This is a genomic window from Ornithinimicrobium sp., from assembly GCF_051004135.1.
GTDB lineage: Bacteria > Actinomycetota > Actinomycetes > Actinomycetales > Dermatophilaceae > Ornithinicoccus.
The window spans coordinates 1-16,083 of the sequence record NZ_JBPCKQ010000139.1 but is presented as its reverse complement, the minus strand read 5'-3'; the positions used below and the strand labels follow the sequence as shown (position 1 = coordinate 16,083).

At 68.3% G+C, this 16,083-nt stretch carries 16 protein-coding genes; 8 read left to right on the top strand and 8 right to left on the bottom strand.

The window, feature by feature from the left end:
• Positions 1–36 precede the first annotated feature (36 nt).
• Entirely contained in the window at positions 37–1,104 is a 1,068-nt protein-coding gene (trxB, locus tag ACR2FV_RS09215) for a thioredoxin-disulfide reductase (RefSeq protein ID WP_434015393.1), read from the top strand.
• A gap of 91 nt (positions 1,105–1,195) precedes the next feature.
• A complete protein-coding gene (trxA, locus tag ACR2FV_RS09210; RefSeq protein ID WP_434015392.1) occupies positions 1,196–1,519 on the top strand; it encodes a thioredoxin in 324 nt (107 codons plus the stop codon).
• 14 nt (positions 1,520–1,533) lie between these two features.
• On the opposite strand, the gene ACR2FV_RS09205 is transcribed toward trxA, so the two are convergent.
• From ACR2FV_RS09205 to rpmH, 8 genes are all read right to left on the bottom strand, one after another.
• Entirely contained in the window at positions 1,534–2,583 is a 1,050-nt protein-coding gene (locus tag ACR2FV_RS09205; RefSeq protein WP_434015391.1) for a ParB/RepB/Spo0J family partition protein, read from the bottom strand.
• The gene (locus ACR2FV_RS09200; protein WP_434015390.1) at positions 2,580–3,620 is read right to left on the bottom strand and encodes a ParA family protein; all 1,041 of its coding nucleotides are present in this window, start codon (positions 3,618–3,620) and stop codon (positions 2,580–2,582) included. The genes ACR2FV_RS09205 and ACR2FV_RS09200 overlap by 4 nt, the downstream gene beginning before the upstream one ends.
• A gap of 146 nt (positions 3,621–3,766) precedes the next feature.
• Positions 3,767–4,498 (bottom strand): 16S rRNA (guanine(527)-N(7))-methyltransferase RsmG, encoded by a 732-nt coding sequence (gene rsmG, locus ACR2FV_RS09195; RefSeq protein WP_434015389.1) that lies wholly within the window; start codon positions 4,496–4,498, stop codon positions 3,767–3,769.
• 39 nt (positions 4,499–4,537) lie between these two features.
• The gene (locus tag ACR2FV_RS09190) at positions 4,538–5,233 is read right to left on the bottom strand and encodes a protein jag (RefSeq protein WP_434015388.1); all 696 of its coding nucleotides are present in this window, start codon (positions 5,231–5,233) and stop codon (positions 4,538–4,540) included.
• A gap of 60 nt (positions 5,234–5,293) precedes the next feature.
• On the bottom strand, positions 5,294–6,277 hold the full coding sequence (gene yidC / locus ACR2FV_RS09185) for a membrane protein insertase YidC (protein WP_434015387.1): 984 nt from the start codon (positions 6,275–6,277) through the stop codon (positions 5,294–5,296).
• A gap of 6 nt (positions 6,278–6,283) precedes the next feature.
• Positions 6,284–6,562, bottom strand: a complete 279-nt coding sequence (gene yidD, locus ACR2FV_RS09180) for a membrane protein insertion efficiency factor YidD (protein ID WP_434015386.1) — start codon at positions 6,560–6,562, stop codon at positions 6,284–6,286.
• Complete coding sequence (gene rnpA, locus ACR2FV_RS09175; protein WP_434015385.1) at positions 6,559–6,924, bottom strand: ribonuclease P protein component; 366 nt, start codon at positions 6,922–6,924, stop codon at positions 6,559–6,561. The genes yidD and rnpA overlap by 4 nt, the downstream gene beginning before the upstream one ends.
• A gap of 39 nt (positions 6,925–6,963) precedes the next feature.
• Positions 6,964–7,101, bottom strand: coding sequence for a 50S ribosomal protein L34 (gene rpmH / locus ACR2FV_RS09170; RefSeq protein ID WP_434015384.1), 138 nt, complete (start codon positions 7,099–7,101; stop codon positions 6,964–6,966).
• A gap of 525 nt (positions 7,102–7,626) precedes the next feature.
• On the opposite strand from rpmH, the gene dnaA reads away from it, so the two are divergent.
• From dnaA to gyrB, 6 genes are all read left to right on the top strand, one after another.
• Positions 7,627–9,114, top strand: coding sequence for a chromosomal replication initiator protein DnaA (dnaA, locus tag ACR2FV_RS09165; RefSeq protein WP_434015383.1), 1,488 nt, complete (start codon positions 7,627–7,629; stop codon positions 9,112–9,114).
• 507 nt (positions 9,115–9,621) lie between these two features.
• Positions 9,622–10,755 carry a DNA polymerase III subunit beta gene (gene dnaN, locus ACR2FV_RS09160; protein WP_434015382.1) on the top strand — a complete coding sequence of 378 codons (1,134 nt, stop codon included), beginning with the start codon at positions 9,622–9,624 and terminating at the stop codon, positions 10,753–10,755.
• A 69-nt stretch (positions 10,756–10,824) separates the two neighbouring features.
• Positions 10,825–11,781 carry a phosphogluconate dehydrogenase (NAD(+)-dependent, decarboxylating) gene (gnd, locus tag ACR2FV_RS09155; RefSeq protein ID WP_434015381.1) on the top strand — a complete coding sequence of 319 codons (957 nt, stop codon included), beginning with the start codon at positions 10,825–10,827 and terminating at the stop codon, positions 11,779–11,781.
• Between the two features lie 39 nt (positions 11,782–11,820).
• Entirely contained in the window at positions 11,821–13,110 is a 1,290-nt protein-coding gene (locus ACR2FV_RS09150; protein ID WP_434015380.1) for a DNA replication/repair protein RecF, read from the top strand.
• Positions 13,107–13,679, top strand: a complete 573-nt coding sequence (locus ACR2FV_RS09145; RefSeq protein ID WP_434015379.1) for a DUF721 domain-containing protein — start codon at positions 13,107–13,109, stop codon at positions 13,677–13,679. The genes ACR2FV_RS09150 and ACR2FV_RS09145 overlap by 4 nt, the downstream gene beginning before the upstream one ends.
• A 236-nt stretch (positions 13,680–13,915) precedes the next feature.
• A complete protein-coding gene (gene gyrB, locus ACR2FV_RS09140) occupies positions 13,916–16,006 on the top strand; it encodes a DNA topoisomerase (ATP-hydrolyzing) subunit B (RefSeq protein WP_434015403.1) in 2,091 nt (696 codons plus the stop codon).
• Positions 16,007–16,083: the final 77 nt, after the last annotated feature.

The following is a 16,083-nucleotide window of genomic DNA, read 5'->3' as shown; positions in this document are numbered from 1 at the left end:
GACCGCATCGCACCCCATCCTCAGGAGTTCGTCGTCATGACCGCGATCAGTGGCATCTGCCTGCAACCCGAGACGCCGCGAGCCGCACCAGGGGCCGCCTCAGGTGGCGATCGGGTGCACGACGTGGTGATCATCGGATCCGGCCCCGCTGGCTACACCGCGGCCGTGTATGCAGCGCGCGCCAACCTTGCTCCGCTGCTCTTCGAGGGTGCCGTCACCGCCGGTGGTGCCCTGATGAACACCACGGACGTGGAGAACTACCCCGGCTTCGAGCAGGGCATCATGGGCCCGGACCTGATGTTGGCCATGCGCGCTCAGGCCGAGCGGTTCGGCGCCGAGATCATCCGCGAGGACGTCGCGGCGCTGGACCTGACCGGTGGAGTCAAGGAGGTCACCGACGCCGAGGGCGGCGTGCACCGAGCCCGCACGGTCGTCCTGGCCATGGGCTCCGCCTACCGCGAGCTGGGCCTGCAGGATGAGTCCCGGCTCTCCGGACACGGAGTGTCCTGGTGCGCGACCTGCGACGGGGCCTTCTTCCGCGACAAGGACATCGCCGTGGTCGGCGGGGGTGACTCGGCGATGGAGGAGGCGACCTTCCTGACTCGGTTCGCCCGGTCGGTGACCGTCATCCACCGCCGTGGCGAGCTGCGGGCGAGTCGCATCATGGCCGAGCGCGCCGAGGCCGACCCGAAGATCTCCTTCGCCTGGCACCACGAGGTTGCGGCGCTGCACGGCGCGGACAAGCTCAATGCGGTGACGCTGCGGGACATCCGGAGCGGGCAGTCGCGGCGGCTGGATCTGGACGGGCTGTTCATCGCCGTCGGCCACGACCCCCGCAACGAGCTGATCACCGACCAGGTGCAGCTGGACGCCGAGGGCTACGTCCTGGTCCGCGGGCGCAGCACCGCCACCAACCTGGCCGGGGTCTTCGCCGCCGGCGACCTGGTGGACCACACCTACCGGCAGGCGATCACCGCAGCGGGCTCCGGCTGTGCCGCAGCATTGGACGCCGAGCGCTATCTCGCGGCCCTGGACGCCGCATCCAAGAACACGACCGATGCCGCGCAGACTCCGGTGGCCGACGTGTCGGTGCCGGTCACCTAGGACCGGTGGGCCACCTCGTTTCGGTCGGCCAGGTCGTCACGGACCTACCCGACTCACCTCATATCCCTCTCCCGACAGCTAAGGAACTCCGATGGCCACCAAGCAGACCGATGACGCCAACTTCTCGACCGACGTGCTGAGCAGCGACCGCCCTGTGCTGGTCGACTTCTGGGCTCCCTGGTGCGGCCCGTGCAAGATGGTCGCGCCTGTGCTGGAGGAGATCTCCGAGGAGTACTCCGAGCAGATCAGCATCGTCAAGCTCAACACCGACGAGAACCCCGAGGTCACCCAGAAGTACGGGATCACGGGCATCCCCACGATGAACGTCTACGTCGACGGCGAGGTCGTCAAGACCGTCGTGGGGGCCCTGCCCAAGCAGAAGCTCGTCCGCGAGCTCGAGCCCTACCTCCGCTGAGCCCGTTTGCCGCATCAGGCGGGCAGGGAGCCGGGCTGATCGGAGAGCAGCGCCAGGATGCGGTCCAGGTCCTCGCGATCGCCGAAGTCGACGGTCAACCTCCCCTTGCGCCGGCCCATGGTCACCGTGACGCGTGTGTCCAGCTGTTCGGACAAGTGTACGGAAATCTGCGCCCATGCCGGGTCCGGCTGGGTGCTCTTGCGCCCGGACGGGGTATGCCGTGGCGCCGAGCTATCCCGCTCCTCCAACACGACGATCTCCTCGACCGTGCGCACGGACAACCCCTCCGACACGATTCGCTGCGCGAGGCGCTCCATCGCGGCGCGATCCGAGCGGCCGAGCAGCGCTCGGGCATGCCCCGCGGTGATCACCCCTGAGGCCACCCGCCGCTGCACCAGCGGGGGAAGCTTGAGCAGCCGCAGGGTGTTGGAGATCTGCGGGCGAGACCGGCCGATCCTGCGGGCCAGCTCGTCGTGGGTGCAGCCGAAGTCGTCGAGGAGCTGCTGGTAGGCCGCGGCCTCCTCCAGAGCGTTGAGCTGACTGCGGTGCAGGTTCTCCAGCAGGGCGTCGCGCAGCAGGTCCGCGTCTCCGGTGTCGCGGACGATCGCCGGCACGGTCTCCCGCCCCGCCTGCTTGCAGGCCCGCCAGCGGCGCTCTCCCATGATGAGCTCGTAGGTGCGCTCCCCCTCATTGCCGCTCGCCGTGCGCACCACGACAGGTTGCAGCACCCCCACCTGCGAGATGCTGTGCACCAGCTCGGACAGCTCGTCCTCGTCGAAGACCTGGCGCGGCTGTCGGGGGTTGGGGACCACGGACCCGACCGGGATCTCCGCGAAGGTGGCACCCGGGACCGAGCGCAGCGAGGGCCCCCCTCCGTGCACACCGCCCGACTCCGGTTGCCCTGCCGCCTCAGCTGAGCGCGGCCCATCGTTTCCCGTGAAACCCTCCACGGAAGCCGGCTGGGCCCGGGGGAAGAAGACATCGGAAGGCCTGTCTACGGTGTCTGCTCCCGCCGGGATCAGCGCTCCCAGCCCCCGTCCCAGTCCTCGCCGTCGTTCGCTCATGGTCGCACTCCTTGCTCCATCAGGGCTGGTGGGCTCGTACAAGTGGGGTGGACGGTCACATCGGACGTCGCCTCCATCGCAGGCGGCGCCCCGGCACCCCGTGGCGTGCTTGGTGGTATGCCGTCGAGCATCTCCGCGGCGGCCTCGCGGTAGGACAATGCACCTGAGCTGTGCGGGTCGTAGGTCAGCACACTCTCACCGTGGCTGGGTGCCTCGCTGATTCGCACCGACCGAGGCACGCGAGTCCGCAGCGTCTGGTCACGGAAGTGGGCTCGCACCTCTTCGGCGACCTGCGCCGACAGTCGGGTTCGAGCGTCATACATGGTCAGCAGGACCGTCGAGACGCTCAGGGCGGGATTCAGGTGGGCGCGGATGAGCTCGATGTTGCGGATGAGGTGGCTGACTCCCTCAAGCGCGTAGTACTCACATTGGATGGGGATGAGCACCTCGCGAGCAGCGACAAAGGCGTTGACGGTGAGCAGTCCCAGGCTGGGCGGACAGTCGATGAAGACGAAGTCGAACCGGTCCTCACCCGAACGCTCGTCCAGATAGGTGGTCAGCGAGGCGGCCAGGCGCGACTCGCGGGCCGGCATCGGCACCAGCTCGATCTCGGCACCGGCCAGGTCGATGGTGGCCGGGGCGCACCACAGCCCCGGGACGGCAGTCGACTCCTGGACGACCTCGGCCAGCGGAAGGCCGTCGATGAGCACGTCGTAGATCCCGGCGATCTCGCTGTGGTGGGGAACCCCGAGCGCGGTGCCGGCATTGCCCTGCGGGTCCATGTCGATGACCAGGACGCGCATGCCCTGCTGTGCCAGCGCGACCGCGAGATTGACGGCCGACGTGGTCTTGCCCACTCCACCCTTCTGGTTGGCCACCGTCAGCGTTCGGGTGCCTTCCGGTCGGCGTGGCTTGACGGCCGCAAGCACCCGCCGCCGCCGGGCGTCCTCCGCGACCTGCCGAGCCAGCGGGCTGTCCGCAGTCGGGAGATCGGTGACCTCCTCCGAAGCGAGGGTGGTGGTCGTCGGGGGCGACATGGTGTGTCGTGGCGATGGCGCCGTTTCCCGTGAAACGAAGGGCTTGCCCACGGGCGCCGACATCTCCGGCCAACCCAGTGGCGCGTTCGCCAGGTCCTCCTCTGGCGCTGGCCCCGGCCAACCGAGCCCGGTTGCTTGCACGTGGCTCATCGTCGGCTCCGCTGCCTCGTAGGGGATCGGCGATCCGTCACCGGGGGCCGCTCACCTGAGGGCGCCTCCGGCCCGGGAGCCGCCGAGCGCATGACGTCGATCACTCGGGTCGGCGGTTGGATCACATCGCCTCCGACCTCGATGACCCGCGCATGCTCCACCCCCAGGCGGTTGAGCGCAGGCCGGGACTCCTCCAGCTCGGTCTGCGCCGTCTGCCCCTTCAGTGCCAGCAAGCGACCCTGGGCACACAAGAGCGGCCACGCCCATGCCACCAACAGCTCCAGCGGGGCCACCGCGCGCGCCGTCACAACAGGGACCTGCATCCGGCCCGCAAGGTCCTGCGCCCGCCCCCGCCGCACGCTCACCTGACTCAGGCGCAGCTGGTCGACGGCCGCCTCCAACCAGCGGGTCCTTCGCTCCAACGGCTCGATCAGCGTGATCTGCAGATCAGGGCGCGCGATCGCCAGCACGATGCCGGGAAGCCCCGCACCGGTCCCGACATCGAGCACCCGGCACTGATGGGGCAGGAGGGACTCGATCACGGCGCAGTTGAGCAGATGCCGCTCCCACAGCCGGGGCCCTTCACGCGGCCCGATCAGGCCGTGCTCGATCCCGGTCGCGGCGAGCATCTCGGCATACTGCACCGCCAGCGGCAACCGCTCACCGAAGATCTCTGCAGCAGCTCGGGGTGGTGGTTGCAGGATCCTCGTCTCCTTGTCAGGTTTCACGGGAAACCTGGCTTCCCGTCGGTCGCGGTCGACTACCCGTCAGGACGACGGCAGGACGACCACGTGTCGCTGTGGCTCCTCACCCTCCGACTCGGATCGAAGGCCAGCCTTCAACACCTCATCATGCACGACCTTGCGTTCGTAGGCCGTCATCGGTGACATGGCGCGTCGCTCCTGGGATTGCGTGACATCGTCGATGACCTCCTTGGCAGCTGCGAGCACGGTCGCCCGCCGCTCAGCTCGATATCCCCCCACGTCGAGCATCAGCCGACTGCGTTCGCCGGTATCCGCCTGGACCGACAGCCGCGCCAGCTCCTGCAGCGCCTCCACGATCTCCCCGTCCTTGCCGATCAGGCGTCGCGTTACCGTGCCGTCCTCGGAGTCCACGATCGAGACCGCAGCGCGGTCACCGTCGATGTCCACCTCCAGGTCGCCGTCCAGGTCGGCAATGTCGAGCAGGGTCTCCAAGAAGTCAGCGGCGATCTCCCCCTCCCGCTCCAGTTGGGCGGTGCGGCCTGTCGAGCCAGCTTCCGTCTCCGTCCCTTCGCTGGTCACCTCGGGTGTTGGACCACGGTCCGGCGAGGGATCTGGCCCCGCGGTCTCGGACGGGGCTCCGTCCGAGGTCACGGGCGGTGCCTGGTCCTCGGCCTCGGGCTGTGCCTCGTCCGAGAGAGCTCCCGGGTGGTCCGTGCTCGGCTCCACCTTCGAACTGGTGTCCGTCGAATGTGCGGTCATCGGTGGTTCTCCTCCTGTCAAATGGCGGCTGGGGCGGCGGCTGCGCTACCGCACGTTGCTTCAGCGACCCTTGGGTCGGTTGCTCTTCTTCTTCTTGGATCGGCGTTTGCCGTGGGGCTGGGCCCGCTGCCTACTGGTCTTGCCCGGAGCCGGGGTGACGTCAGGCTCGGTGGCCGGCTGCAGCCGCATGGTGGTGATCGGCTTCCCCTTGGCGCGGCGCCGCTCCTCCATAGCCTTTTCCGCGGGCGATCCGGGAGCGGGCATCGAGCGAATCACGTAAAACTGCTGGCCCATCGTCCACAGGTTGGTCGTGGTCCAGTAGATCAGCACACCGAGCGGGAAGTTGACGCCGAACACCGCAAACATGATGGGCAGGACGTAGATCAAGATCTGCTGCTGGCGGGCCATCGGGCTGTCCAGCGCTGCCGCCGGCATGTTCTTGCGCATCAGCTGGTGCGAGGTGATGAACTGGGTGAGACCCATCAGCACGATGAGCACCAAAGACAGCACCTTGGCCGCGCCGTCTTCGCTGTGCAGGAAGCTGGAGGACAGGTTGGCGCCAAACAGGGTGGCTTCATTCATCTGAATGGCCAGCTGCTGGGTGAACAACCCCACGGGGTCCCGACTGCCCTCCGCGTAGTCGTCGACGAAGTTCAGCGTGCGGAAGAGCGCGAAGAAGAACGGCATCTGCAAAAGGATCGGCAGACAGGAGGAGAAGGGGTTGGTCTTGTGATCCTTGTAGAGCGCGAACGACTCCTCGGTCATCGCCTTGCGAGAGGCCTCGTCCTTCTTGCCCTTGTACTTCTTCTGGATCTTCATCAGCTCCGGCTGCAGCATCTGCATCCGCCGCTGCGAGCGGATCTGCCGGACGAACAGCGGCATCAGCACGATCCGCAGCACGATCACCAGGCCCACGATCGACAGCGACCAGGTCACCCCGCTGGCCTCGGCCATCCCGACGGCCGTCAGCAGCGCATGGAACCAGACCATGATGGCGGAGACGAACCACTGGAACGGGAACATCAGGATGTCGAAGAAGCCCATGGATCCTCAATCTCGGGGTGAGCGATGCTCACCGGCGGTGGTGGCGTGTTGCCCTGCTGGGACGTGGTCCACGCCGCCGTGGCTCCACGGGTGACAGCGCAGCAGCCGCCGACCGGCCAGCCACGTGCCGCGCACGGCGCCGTGCGCCCGCAGAGCCTGCACCGCATACACGGAGCAGGACGGATAGAACTTGCAGGTCGGGCCCAGCATCGGCGAGACCAGCATCTGGTAGCCGCGCACCAGCCAGACCAGCGGCGTCGCGGCCCACGTGCTCGCCGCCCTCATCGGCTTGCTCTCGCCAGGGCGCGGTCGAGGTCATCGGCAAGTCCCGGATGATCGACCGAGGCGGCGGCCGGGGTGGCCCGCAGGACCACGTCGGTGCCTTGCGGCAAGGAGTCGAGGCGAGTTGCCATCAGCGCTCGGAGGCGGCGGCTCACCCGGTGCCGAACCACGGAGTTGCCCACGGCCTTCGAGACGAGCAGACCCACTCGGGGCGGGCCTGGCGACTCATCGCTGGACGGGTTGCGGTCGGCTCGATGCACCACGACGGCACGACCACCCGCCCGGCGAGATCGGACTCCGGGGCCGCCGCGAAGGACGGTGCGGAACTCTTCAGGTCGGGTCAGCCGATGTCGTCGAGGGAGCACGGGGCTCGCAGCGTCCGGGCGGGCTGCTCGGGGCCGGACTCAGGCCGACAGGCTCGAGCGGCCCTTGCGACGCCGAGAGGACAGGATCGAGCGGCCCGCCCGGGTGCGCATCCGCAACCGGAAGCCGTGGACCTTGGACCGGCGGCGCGTGTTGGGCTGGAAGGTGCGCTTGCTCATGAACTGCTCCGTAGGACGATGCGGGCCACTGCGGCGAATGGCTCCACGGTGACGGGAAAGGTGAACACTGACACCGACGACACGACCCGGCGACGACCGCCAAGGCCCTGAGTTGCAGAGCCACGTGTGACAGAGCCGTTGAGGCATCGGTGGCCGCGAATCGGCCGCAATCGAAGGCCCACGCCCCGGTGGTAGACCCGTGCGGACCATGGGCAGGCGAAAACGGCCGAGTCGGACGGCACGGTCCAAGGTACGCGAGCGCGTCGAGAGCGGTCAAACCTGGATGATCCCAGCGACAGGACGAGCGCGGTCGGCCGAGCTACAGCACCGCGAGCCGTTCGTGGAGCTTCACTTGCCGGGTCGACCCGCACTTGTTAGGTTCGCACCTTCGGGGCCCGCTCTCCAGGTCGTTGTACACAGGTTGTGGACAACCCTGTGGACGACTGTCTCAGCACCTGCTACTGCCTCCTGTGGGCGACGAGCTCGTGGCGGTCACCTGAGCGACGAGAGGGTAGCGCCAGCGAGATGACAGTGGACCAGGTCGACTACGCACAGGTTTGGGCTCGGGTCGTGCAAGACCTCGACTCCGCCGGCATCGCGCCGCGGGAGCGAGCTTTCCTGCGGCTGACCCGTTTTGTCGGGATGTTGGACTCCACCGCCTTGCTGGCCGTCCCCTATGCACACACGAAGGACACGCTGGAGACCTCTCTGCGGCTGTCCGTCAGTCGGTCCCTTTCGCAGTCTCTGGATCGCGACGTGCGGTTGGCTGTCACGGTTGATGAGGAGCTGCGCCGCGAGGTGGAGGGCGAAGGCCCCGGCACCGACCTGATCCCGACGGCTGCCATCGAGCAGGAGATCTCATCGGTCCGTCCCGAGACGGGAGCACGCGACACGGAGCCCCGCGACTCCCGCCGTCCCTTGCTCCACGTGAGCGCGCGCCCAGGGGCCACCGGCGCCGGATTGGCCACCACCACCGATGGTGACTCACGGCTCAACCCGAAGTACACCTTCGACACCTTCGTCTCCGGATCCTCCAACCGCTTCGCCCATGCGGCCTCGCTGGCCGTGGCGGAGGCTCCCGCCCGCGCCTACAACCCCCTGTTCATCTACGGCGAGTCCGGGCTCGGCAAGACTCACCTGCTGCACGCGATCGGGCACTACGCCCGCAACCTCATCCCGGAGACCCGGGTGCGCTACGTGAACTCCGAGGAGTTCACCAACGACTTCATCAACAGCATCCGCGACGACAAGGCCGGCGCCTTCCAGCGGCGCTACCGCAACGTCGACTTCCTGTTGATCGACGACATCCAGTTTCTGCAGGGCAAGGAGCAGACGGTCGAGGAGTTCTTCCACACCTTCAACACCCTGCACAACAGCGAGAAGCAGGTCGTGATCACCTCCGACCAGCCGCCGAAGAAGCTGTCCGGCTTCGCCGAGCGCCTGCGCAGCAGGTTCGAGTGGGGCTTGCTGACCGACGTCCAGCCGCCGGACCTGGAGACCAGGATCGCGATCCTGCAGAAGAAGGCTGCACAGGAGCGGATGACCACCCCTGCCGATGTGCTCGAGCTGATCGCCAGCAAGATCACGACCAACATCCGCGAGCTCGAGGGGGCGCTGATCCGGGTCACGGCCTTCGCCTCGCTCAGTGGCCAGCCGACCAGCCGAGACCTGGCATCTCATGTGCTCAAGGACATCATCCCCAACGCCGAGTCGGGCCGCATCACCGTGCCGACGATCATGACCCAGGTCTCCGGCTACTTCCGGATCAGCATCGATGATCTGTGCGGGACCTCGCGCTCGCGCACCCTGGTCAACGCTCGTCAGATCGCGATGTACCTGTGCCGTGAGCTCACCGACCTGTCCCTGCCCAAGATCGGCCAGGAGTTCGGCGGACGCGACCACACCACCGTGATGCACGCGGAGCGCAAGATCCGTCAGCTGATGGGCGAGCGGCGGGCGCTGTTCGACCAGATCACCGAGCTGACCGGGATGATCCGCAAGGCCGCCCGCTGAGCGGCCGCTCTTTCGCTGTCCACAGGCCTGTGGATGGTGCTGTGGGTAGTCCGCTTGACCTCGCCTTGAACAACTGATCACCTGCTCGACGGCGTCCGCACGAGCGCAGGGCCTGGGTAGGACCCTGGGGATGGATGGTGGGCAACGACCGACCACCGGGGGACCACAGTCATTCTGGAGCCGAGGGGCTGTGGACCCCCGGTGACATCCCCACACCTCAAAGGGTCACACACCCCGGCAGTCCACCGAGCGTGCACAGCCACACACCGGCCCCCATCTGCGACAACAGGGCTTTTCCACACGATGCACAGGCCCTACGACGACGACGATATCCATCATCCTTGGCATCTCGTCCCCCGTCCCTGGGGACCCCGCGCATACCGAACGGCCCAAGTCATCGACCCTCCAGCGGGGCTGGCGACCGTCGCCCATGACGGCTAATGTCATGCTGCACCTCGTCGACCCGACTTCGGGTGGATGATCCTCCAGGCGAAAGGGCCCACCGTCGTGAAGTTCAGGGTTGAGCGCGACGTGCTCGCCGAAGCCGTCGCCTGGGTCGTGCGAGGGCTGAGCAGTAGGCCCCCTGTCCCCGTGCTGGCCGGCGTGCTGCTGCGGGCCGACGAAGAGGGGACCTTGACCCTCTCGGCGTTCGACTACGAGATCTCGGCCACGGTGACGGTGCAGGCCGAGGTGACCGAGGGCGGAACCGTGCTGGTGCTGGGCAAGCTGCTCGCCGACATCTCGCGCAACCTGCCCGTCGCGCCGGTGGAGATCTCGGTCGAGGGGAGCAAAGTTGCACTCCGCTGCGGGTCCAGCAGGTTCTCCCTGATCCAGATGCCGGTCGGCGACTATCCGAGCCTGCCGGCACCGGCGGAGTCCAGCGGAAGCATCTCCGGGCAGACGTTCACCCGATCGGTAGCCCAGGTGGCCATCGCGGCGGACCGCGGCGACACGCTGCCCATCCTCACCGGGGTCCGGGTGGAGATCGAGGGTGACAAGGTGGTCCTGCTGGCGACCGACCGTTACCGGTTGGCGATGCGGGAGCTGACCTGGAGCCCCGCCGTCAATGACGTCTCGCACGTGGCGCTGATCCCGGCGCGCACCCTGTCCGAGACGGCCAAGGCGTTGGGTGCGGCCGGATCGATCCAGGTGGCGCTCGGTGACGCCGGCGGGGGCGCCGGGCTCATCGGCTTCGAAGCCGGAGCGCGTCGGGCCACGACCCGGCTGCTGGACGGTGAGTACCCCAAGGTCACCTCCATCTTCCCCTCCAGTGTGGACACCGTGGCGCTGATCCACACCCCTTCGCTGGTCGAGGCGGTCCGCCGGGTGGCGCTGGTGGCCGAGCGCAACACGCCGGTCCGGTTGGGCTTCACCGATGGTCAGGTGGCCATCGAAGCGGGGACCGGCGAGGACGCCCAAGGCAGCGAGGCGATCGAGGCATCCTTGACCGGCCCCGAGATCGATAGTGCTTTCAACCCGCAGTTCCTGCTGGACGGTCTCGGGGCGCTGGACACCGCCTACACCCGGATGGCCTTCACCCAGGCGTCCCGGCCTTGTGTCATCTCCGGTCAGCAGGAGCTGGACGGCGAGTCGGACGAGTCCTATCGCTACGTCCTGATGCCGGTCCGCTTCGCTGGCTAACCCCGCCCTGCACCCCTAGGCTCGTTCCGCACGACCTACGCGCAGCACCCACCGACACGGAGGACCGCCATGCAACTCGGAATGATCGGCCTGGGCAAGATGGGCAGCAACATGCGCGAGCGGCTGCGGCGAGCGGATCACGAGGTGCTGGGCTACGACCTCGACGAAGACCTGCGCGACGTGGACTCCCTGGAGGAGATGGTCGAGCAAATCCAGTCCCCCCGGGTGATCTGGGTGATGGTTCCGCACGGCGAGCCCACCACGAGCACGGTGGCCACTCTAGGTGAGTTGCTCGACGAGGGCGACATGGTGGTCGAGGGCGGCAACTCGTTCTATCTCGATGACCGCAAGCATGACCAGATGCTGTCCGAGAAGGGCATCGGGTATGTCGACTGTGGCGTCTCTGGTGGGATCTGGGGTCTGGACAACGGCTACGGCCTGATGTGCGGTGGGCGCACCGAGCACGTTGAGCAGATCATGCCGATCTTTGATGCTCTGCGCCCAGAGGGGCCCCGCGAGGAAGGGTTCGTCCACGCCGGTGACGTCGGCGCTGGCCACTACGCCAAGATGGTGCACAACGGCATCGAGTACGGCTTGATGCACGCCTACGCCGAGGGCTTCGAGCTGCTGCTCGCCAAGGACATCGTCAAGGACGTGACCGGCTGCTTCAACGCTTGGAGCCGCGGTACGGTCGTGCGCTCCTGGCTGCTGGACCTGCTGGTCGAGTCGTTGGAGAAGAACCCCGAGCTCGAAGGGGTCGATGGCTACACGACCGACTCCGGTGAGGGACGCTGGACGGTGCAGGAGGCGATCGAGAACGAGGTCCCGATGCCCGTGATCAGCGCGTCGCTGTTCGCGCGCTTCTCCTCGCGGAAGGACAACTCCCCGTCGATGCAGGCCGTGGCCGCCCTGCGCGGCGCGTTCGGCGGTCACCACGTCCGGATGCTCGACGACGGTGAGGCAGTGGTCGAGGAGAAGGACGCCGACCAGGCCGGACCGAGCTCGGGCACCGGCGACGCCACGTGAGTCGCACCTGAGCCTCTGTGGCCGGTCACGGACCCCGTCGTGCACCTGAGGCGGCTGGTGGTCGGTGACTTCCGCAGTTATGCCACGGCCGATCTGACCCTGGCACCGGGTGTGAGCATGCTGCTGGGCCGCAACGGTGACGGCAAGACCAATGTGGTGGAGGCCGCCGGGTATGTCGCGACGCTGGCCAGCCACCGGGTGGCCCAGGATGCCCCGCTGGTGCGTTTGGGTGCCTCCAGTGCCGTGATCCGGGCGGAGGTGGTGCGCGACGACCGGCCCAGCGTGGTGGAGCTTGAGATCCTTCCGGGCAAGGCCAACCGGGCGAGGTTGAACAGCTCAGCGCTGCCCAGGGCACGCGATGTGCTCGGGACCTTGCGCACGGTCCTCTTCGCCCCGGAGGACCTGGCCCTGGTCAAGGGTGACCCGGCTGAGCGGCGCCGATTCCTGGACGACCTGCTGGTGGCGCGTCAGCCTCGGTGGTCCGGGGTGCGCACCGACTACGACCGCGTGCTGCGACAGCGCAACGCGCTGCTGCGGTCCGCGGCGGCGCTGTGGCGACCGCCGCGGCGCCGAGCGGGTGCAGGCAGAGGTCTACCGACGGCCACGGCCGAGTTCGGGACGCCGAGCGCCGGCGGTGGTGGGCGTCCCGGAGAGTCGCTGGAGGAGGCCAGGGACTCCGCGTTGCGCACGCTCAGCGTCTTCGACGACCAGCTGTGCCGGGTCGGTGCGGCGCTGACCTACGCCCGGCTCCGGCTGCTGCGCGACCTGGGCCCCTACCTGGAAGAGGCCTACGGCGTGATCAGCGACGCGGAGACCGTTGCCACCGCCCACTACCGCTCCAGCCTGCGCGAGGATGTCGCTGCCCGACTTGCCGCCGGCGAGGTGCCCGACCAGGAGGTCCTGGTCACTGAGATGGCGAGCACGATCGAGGCGGTGCGCAGGCAGGAGCAGGAGCGCGGGGTGACCCTGGTCGGCCCGCACCGCGACGACCTCGTGCTCACCCTCGGCGAGCTGCCCGCCAAGGGCTACGCCAGCCACGGGGAGTCCTGGTCCTTCGCGCTGGCTCTGCGGCTGGCGGCCTTCCGGCTGCTGCGCACCGACCTGGGCACCGACCCGGTGCTCATCCTCGACGACGTCTTCGCCGAGCTCGATCAGGGTCGTCGTCGGCGTCTTGCCGAGCTGGTGGCCGACTGTGAGCAGGTGCTGATCACCGCAGCCGTGCCCGAGGACGTGCCCGACGCCCTGGTGACCGGTGCTGTCTTCGACGTGACGCCGGGCACCGTGAGCGTCCGGACCGGCAACCAGGACCGGGACCAGGACCAGGGATGAGCGCACCGCATACCCCGGGTGGGGACCCAGCCGGCACGAGCGGTGCGCCCGAGGGATCCCACGACAGCACGGACCCACTGGAGGCAGCCCGGCAGGCGCTGGCCCGAGCGCGGACCGTGGCTCGCGCTCAGGGCTTCCGACCGGGCGCCAGGGCGGGGGGTCGCCCGGCCACTGGTCTGGGGGCCCGCCGCAGCCCCACCGGCACCGCGGCACCTCGGGACCCGCAGGCGCTGGGGGATGAGGTGGACCGGCTGGTGGCCGGCCGCGGATGGGACGCCGAGGTCCAGGTCGGCTCCGTGGTCGGGCGCTGGCCCAGCATCGTGGGGCCGCAGGTCGCCGCGCATGTGACCCCGATCGCCTTCGAAGGCTCGGTGCTCACTGTGCAGGCCGACTCGACTGCCTGGGCCACCCAGATGACGCTGCTCATCGGCTCTGTGCTGACCCGGATCGACACCGAGGTCGGCCCCGACGTGGTCACCCGGATCGTGGTCAAGGCCCCCGGTGGTCCGAGCTGGCGCAAAGGACCGCTGCGTGCACAGGGGCCCGGCCCGCGGGACACCTACGGCTGATCCTGGCGCGCCGTCCTGGGCCCTTTTGGGCGCGGGCCGTGTGGTGCCCCGTGGAGCAGGGCGTCCGAGACGCTCACCGAGGCATTCGATGCCTGTGGATGGCGTGTCTAGGAGCCGCCAACCGTTAGAATGACGTGGACCGAGCGTCCTGTCCCTCCCTGATCCATGAGACCTGCTTCCCGAGGAGCCCTGTGGCCGACGACACTGCCGGACCCGCTGACGATCACGAGCCGGCAATGCCCGAGCTGCCGGAGGCCACTGCTCACCGCGGTGCGCCCGGTTCGCTGGCCACCGCGACCGCATACGACGCCGACGCCATCACCGTCCTGGAGGGACTGGAGGCGGTCCGCAAGCGCCCAGGCATGTACATCGGCTCGACCGGGCCACGTGGTCTGCACCATCTGGTTTGGGAGATCGTCGACAACTCGGTCGACGAGGCATTGGCGGGACACGCCGACCAGATTCATATCGTGCTGCGCGCCGACGGCGGCGTCCAGGTCACCGACAACGGTCGCGGCATCCCGACGGGCATGCACGCGGTGGAGGGCAAGCCGGCGGTCGAGGTGGTGATGACCCAGCTGCACGCGGGCGGCAAGTTCGGCGGGGGTGGGTATGCCGTGTCCGGTGGGCTGCACGGCGTCGGGTCCTCGGTCGTCAACGCCCTGTCCGGCCAGCTCGACGTCGAGGTGCGTCAGCGCGGTCACGTGTGGCGCCAGACCTACCGGATCGGGGTGCCGCAGGCGCCGCTGTCGCGGGACGAGGAGATCCCCGAGGACGAGACCGGCACGCGGGTGACGTTCTGGCCCAGCGCCGACATCTTCGACACCGTCGAGTTCGACTTCGAGACGATGCGGGCGAGATTTCAGCAGATGGCCTTCCTCAACAAGGGCCTCACCCTGACGCTGACCGACGAGCGGGTGGCTGCGCTGCCCGCGGACGACCCGGACGCCCTGGACGACGACCCCATGGACGGCCTCGGCGTCGACGACGCGGACGGTATGCCTGATGCGGGCACGGCAGCGACTCGTGAGGTGACCTACTGCTACCAGCGCGGGCTGCTCGACTACGTGCTGCACCTCAACAAGTCCAAGCGCTCCGAGCCGGTGCACGAGGACATCATCGCCTTCGAGATCGAGGACAAGGAGCGGATGTACTCCCTCGAGGTCGCGATGCAGTGGACCGGCTCCTACACCGAGTCGGTGCACACCTACGCCAACACCATCAACACCCACGAGGGCGGCACCCACGAGGAGGGCTTCCGGGCCTCGCTGACCCGGCTGGTCAACGACTTCGCGCTGGCCAACCGGCTGTTGAAGGAGAAGGACGTCAAGCTGACCGGCGACGATGTCCGGGAGGGGTTGACCGCCGTCATCTCGGTCAAGCTGGGTGAGCCGCAGTTCGAGGGTCAGACCAAGACCAAGCTGGGCAACTCCGAGGTGCGCGGCTTCGTGCAGAAGGCGATGACCGACTCGTTCGGGCACTGGCTCGGGGCGCACCCGAGGGAGGGCCGGGAGATCGTCGGCAAGGCCATCCAGGCGGCCAACGCGCGGATGGCGGCGCGCAAGGCTCGTGACGCGACGAGGCGCAAGGGTCTGCTGGAGTCCGGCGGGCTGCCCGGCAAGCTGCGTGACTGCCAGACCAACGACCCCACGATCTCCGAGGTCTTCATCGTCGAGGGTGACTCGGCCGGTGGGTCCGCGGTGCGCGGGCGCAACCCGCACAACCAGGCGATCCTGCCGATCCGCGGCAAGATCCTCAACGTCGAGAAGGCCCGGCTGGACAAGATCCTGGCCAACACGGAGGTCAAGGCGCTGATCTCCGGCTTCGGCACCGGCATCGGCGAGGAGTTCGACCTCACCAAGGCGCGCTATCACAAGATCGTGCTGATGGCCGACGCCGACGTCGACGGGATGCACATCCGCACCCTGCTGCTCACCCTGCTCTTCCGGTTCATGCGCCCGCTGATCGAGGCCGGTTACGTCTACCTGGCCCAGCCGCCGCTCTACCGGATCAAGTGGTCCAACCACGAGCACGACTTCGTCTTCTCCGACCGGGAGCGTGAGGTCGTCACCAAGGCCGGACTGGAGGCGGGTCGTCGGCTGCCCAAGGACACCGGGGTCCAGCGCTACAAGGGGCTCGGTGAGATGGACTACAAGGAGCTGTGGGAGACGACGATGAACCCCGACTCCCGGGTGCTGCTGCAGGTGACGCTGGAGGACGCCGCGGCCGCCGACGAGATCTTCTCGGTGCTGATGGGCGAGGACGTGGAGTCCCGGCGCTCGTTCATCCAGCGCAACGCCAAGGACGTCCGCTTTCTCGACATCTAGTCGTAAGGGGGGGGGGCCCCCCCAAACCCCCACACCCCCCCCCCACCCTCTTCCCCCCCCCCCCCCCAACAAACAAA

Bases quoted from the DNA above. Each gene is read 5' to 3' on its own strand.
- trxA (WP_434015392.1), top strand. From the start codon at position 1,196: ATGGCCACCAAGCAGACCGATGACGCCAACTTCTCGACCGACGTGCTG.
- trxB (WP_434015393.1), top strand. From the start codon at position 37: ATGACCGCGATCAGTGGCATCTGCCTGCAACCCGAGACGCCGCGAGCC.
- gyrB (WP_434015403.1), top strand. From the start codon at position 13,916: ATGCCCGAGCTGCCGGAGGCCACTGCTCACCGCGGTGCGCCCGGTTCG.
- yidC (WP_434015387.1), bottom strand. From the start codon at position 6,277: ATGGGCTTCTTCGACATCCTGATGTTCCCGTTCCAGTGGTTCGTCTCC.
- ACR2FV_RS09200 (WP_434015390.1), bottom strand. From the start codon at position 3,620: ATGTCGCCCCCGACGACCACCACCCTCGCTTCGGAGGAGGTCACCGAT.
- rpmH (WP_434015384.1), bottom strand. From the start codon at position 7,101: ATGAGCAAGCGCACCTTCCAGCCCAACACGCGCCGCCGGTCCAAGGTC.
- ACR2FV_RS09190 (WP_434015388.1), bottom strand. From the start codon at position 5,233: ATGACCGCACATTCGACGGACACCAGTTCGAAGGTGGAGCCGAGCACG.
- ACR2FV_RS09145 (WP_434015379.1), top strand. From the start codon at position 13,107: ATGAGCGCACCGCATACCCCGGGTGGGGACCCAGCCGGCACGAGCGGT.
- ACR2FV_RS09205 (WP_434015391.1), bottom strand. From the start codon at position 2,583: ATGAGCGAACGACGGCGAGGACTGGGACGGGGGCTGGGAGCGCTGATC.
- dnaA (WP_434015383.1), top strand. From the start codon at position 7,627: ATGACAGTGGACCAGGTCGACTACGCACAGGTTTGGGCTCGGGTCGTG.
- yidD (WP_434015386.1), bottom strand. From the start codon at position 6,562: ATGAGGGCGGCGAGCACGTGGGCCGCGACGCCGCTGGTCTGGCTGGTG.
- gnd (WP_434015381.1), top strand. From the start codon at position 10,825: ATGCAACTCGGAATGATCGGCCTGGGCAAGATGGGCAGCAACATGCGC.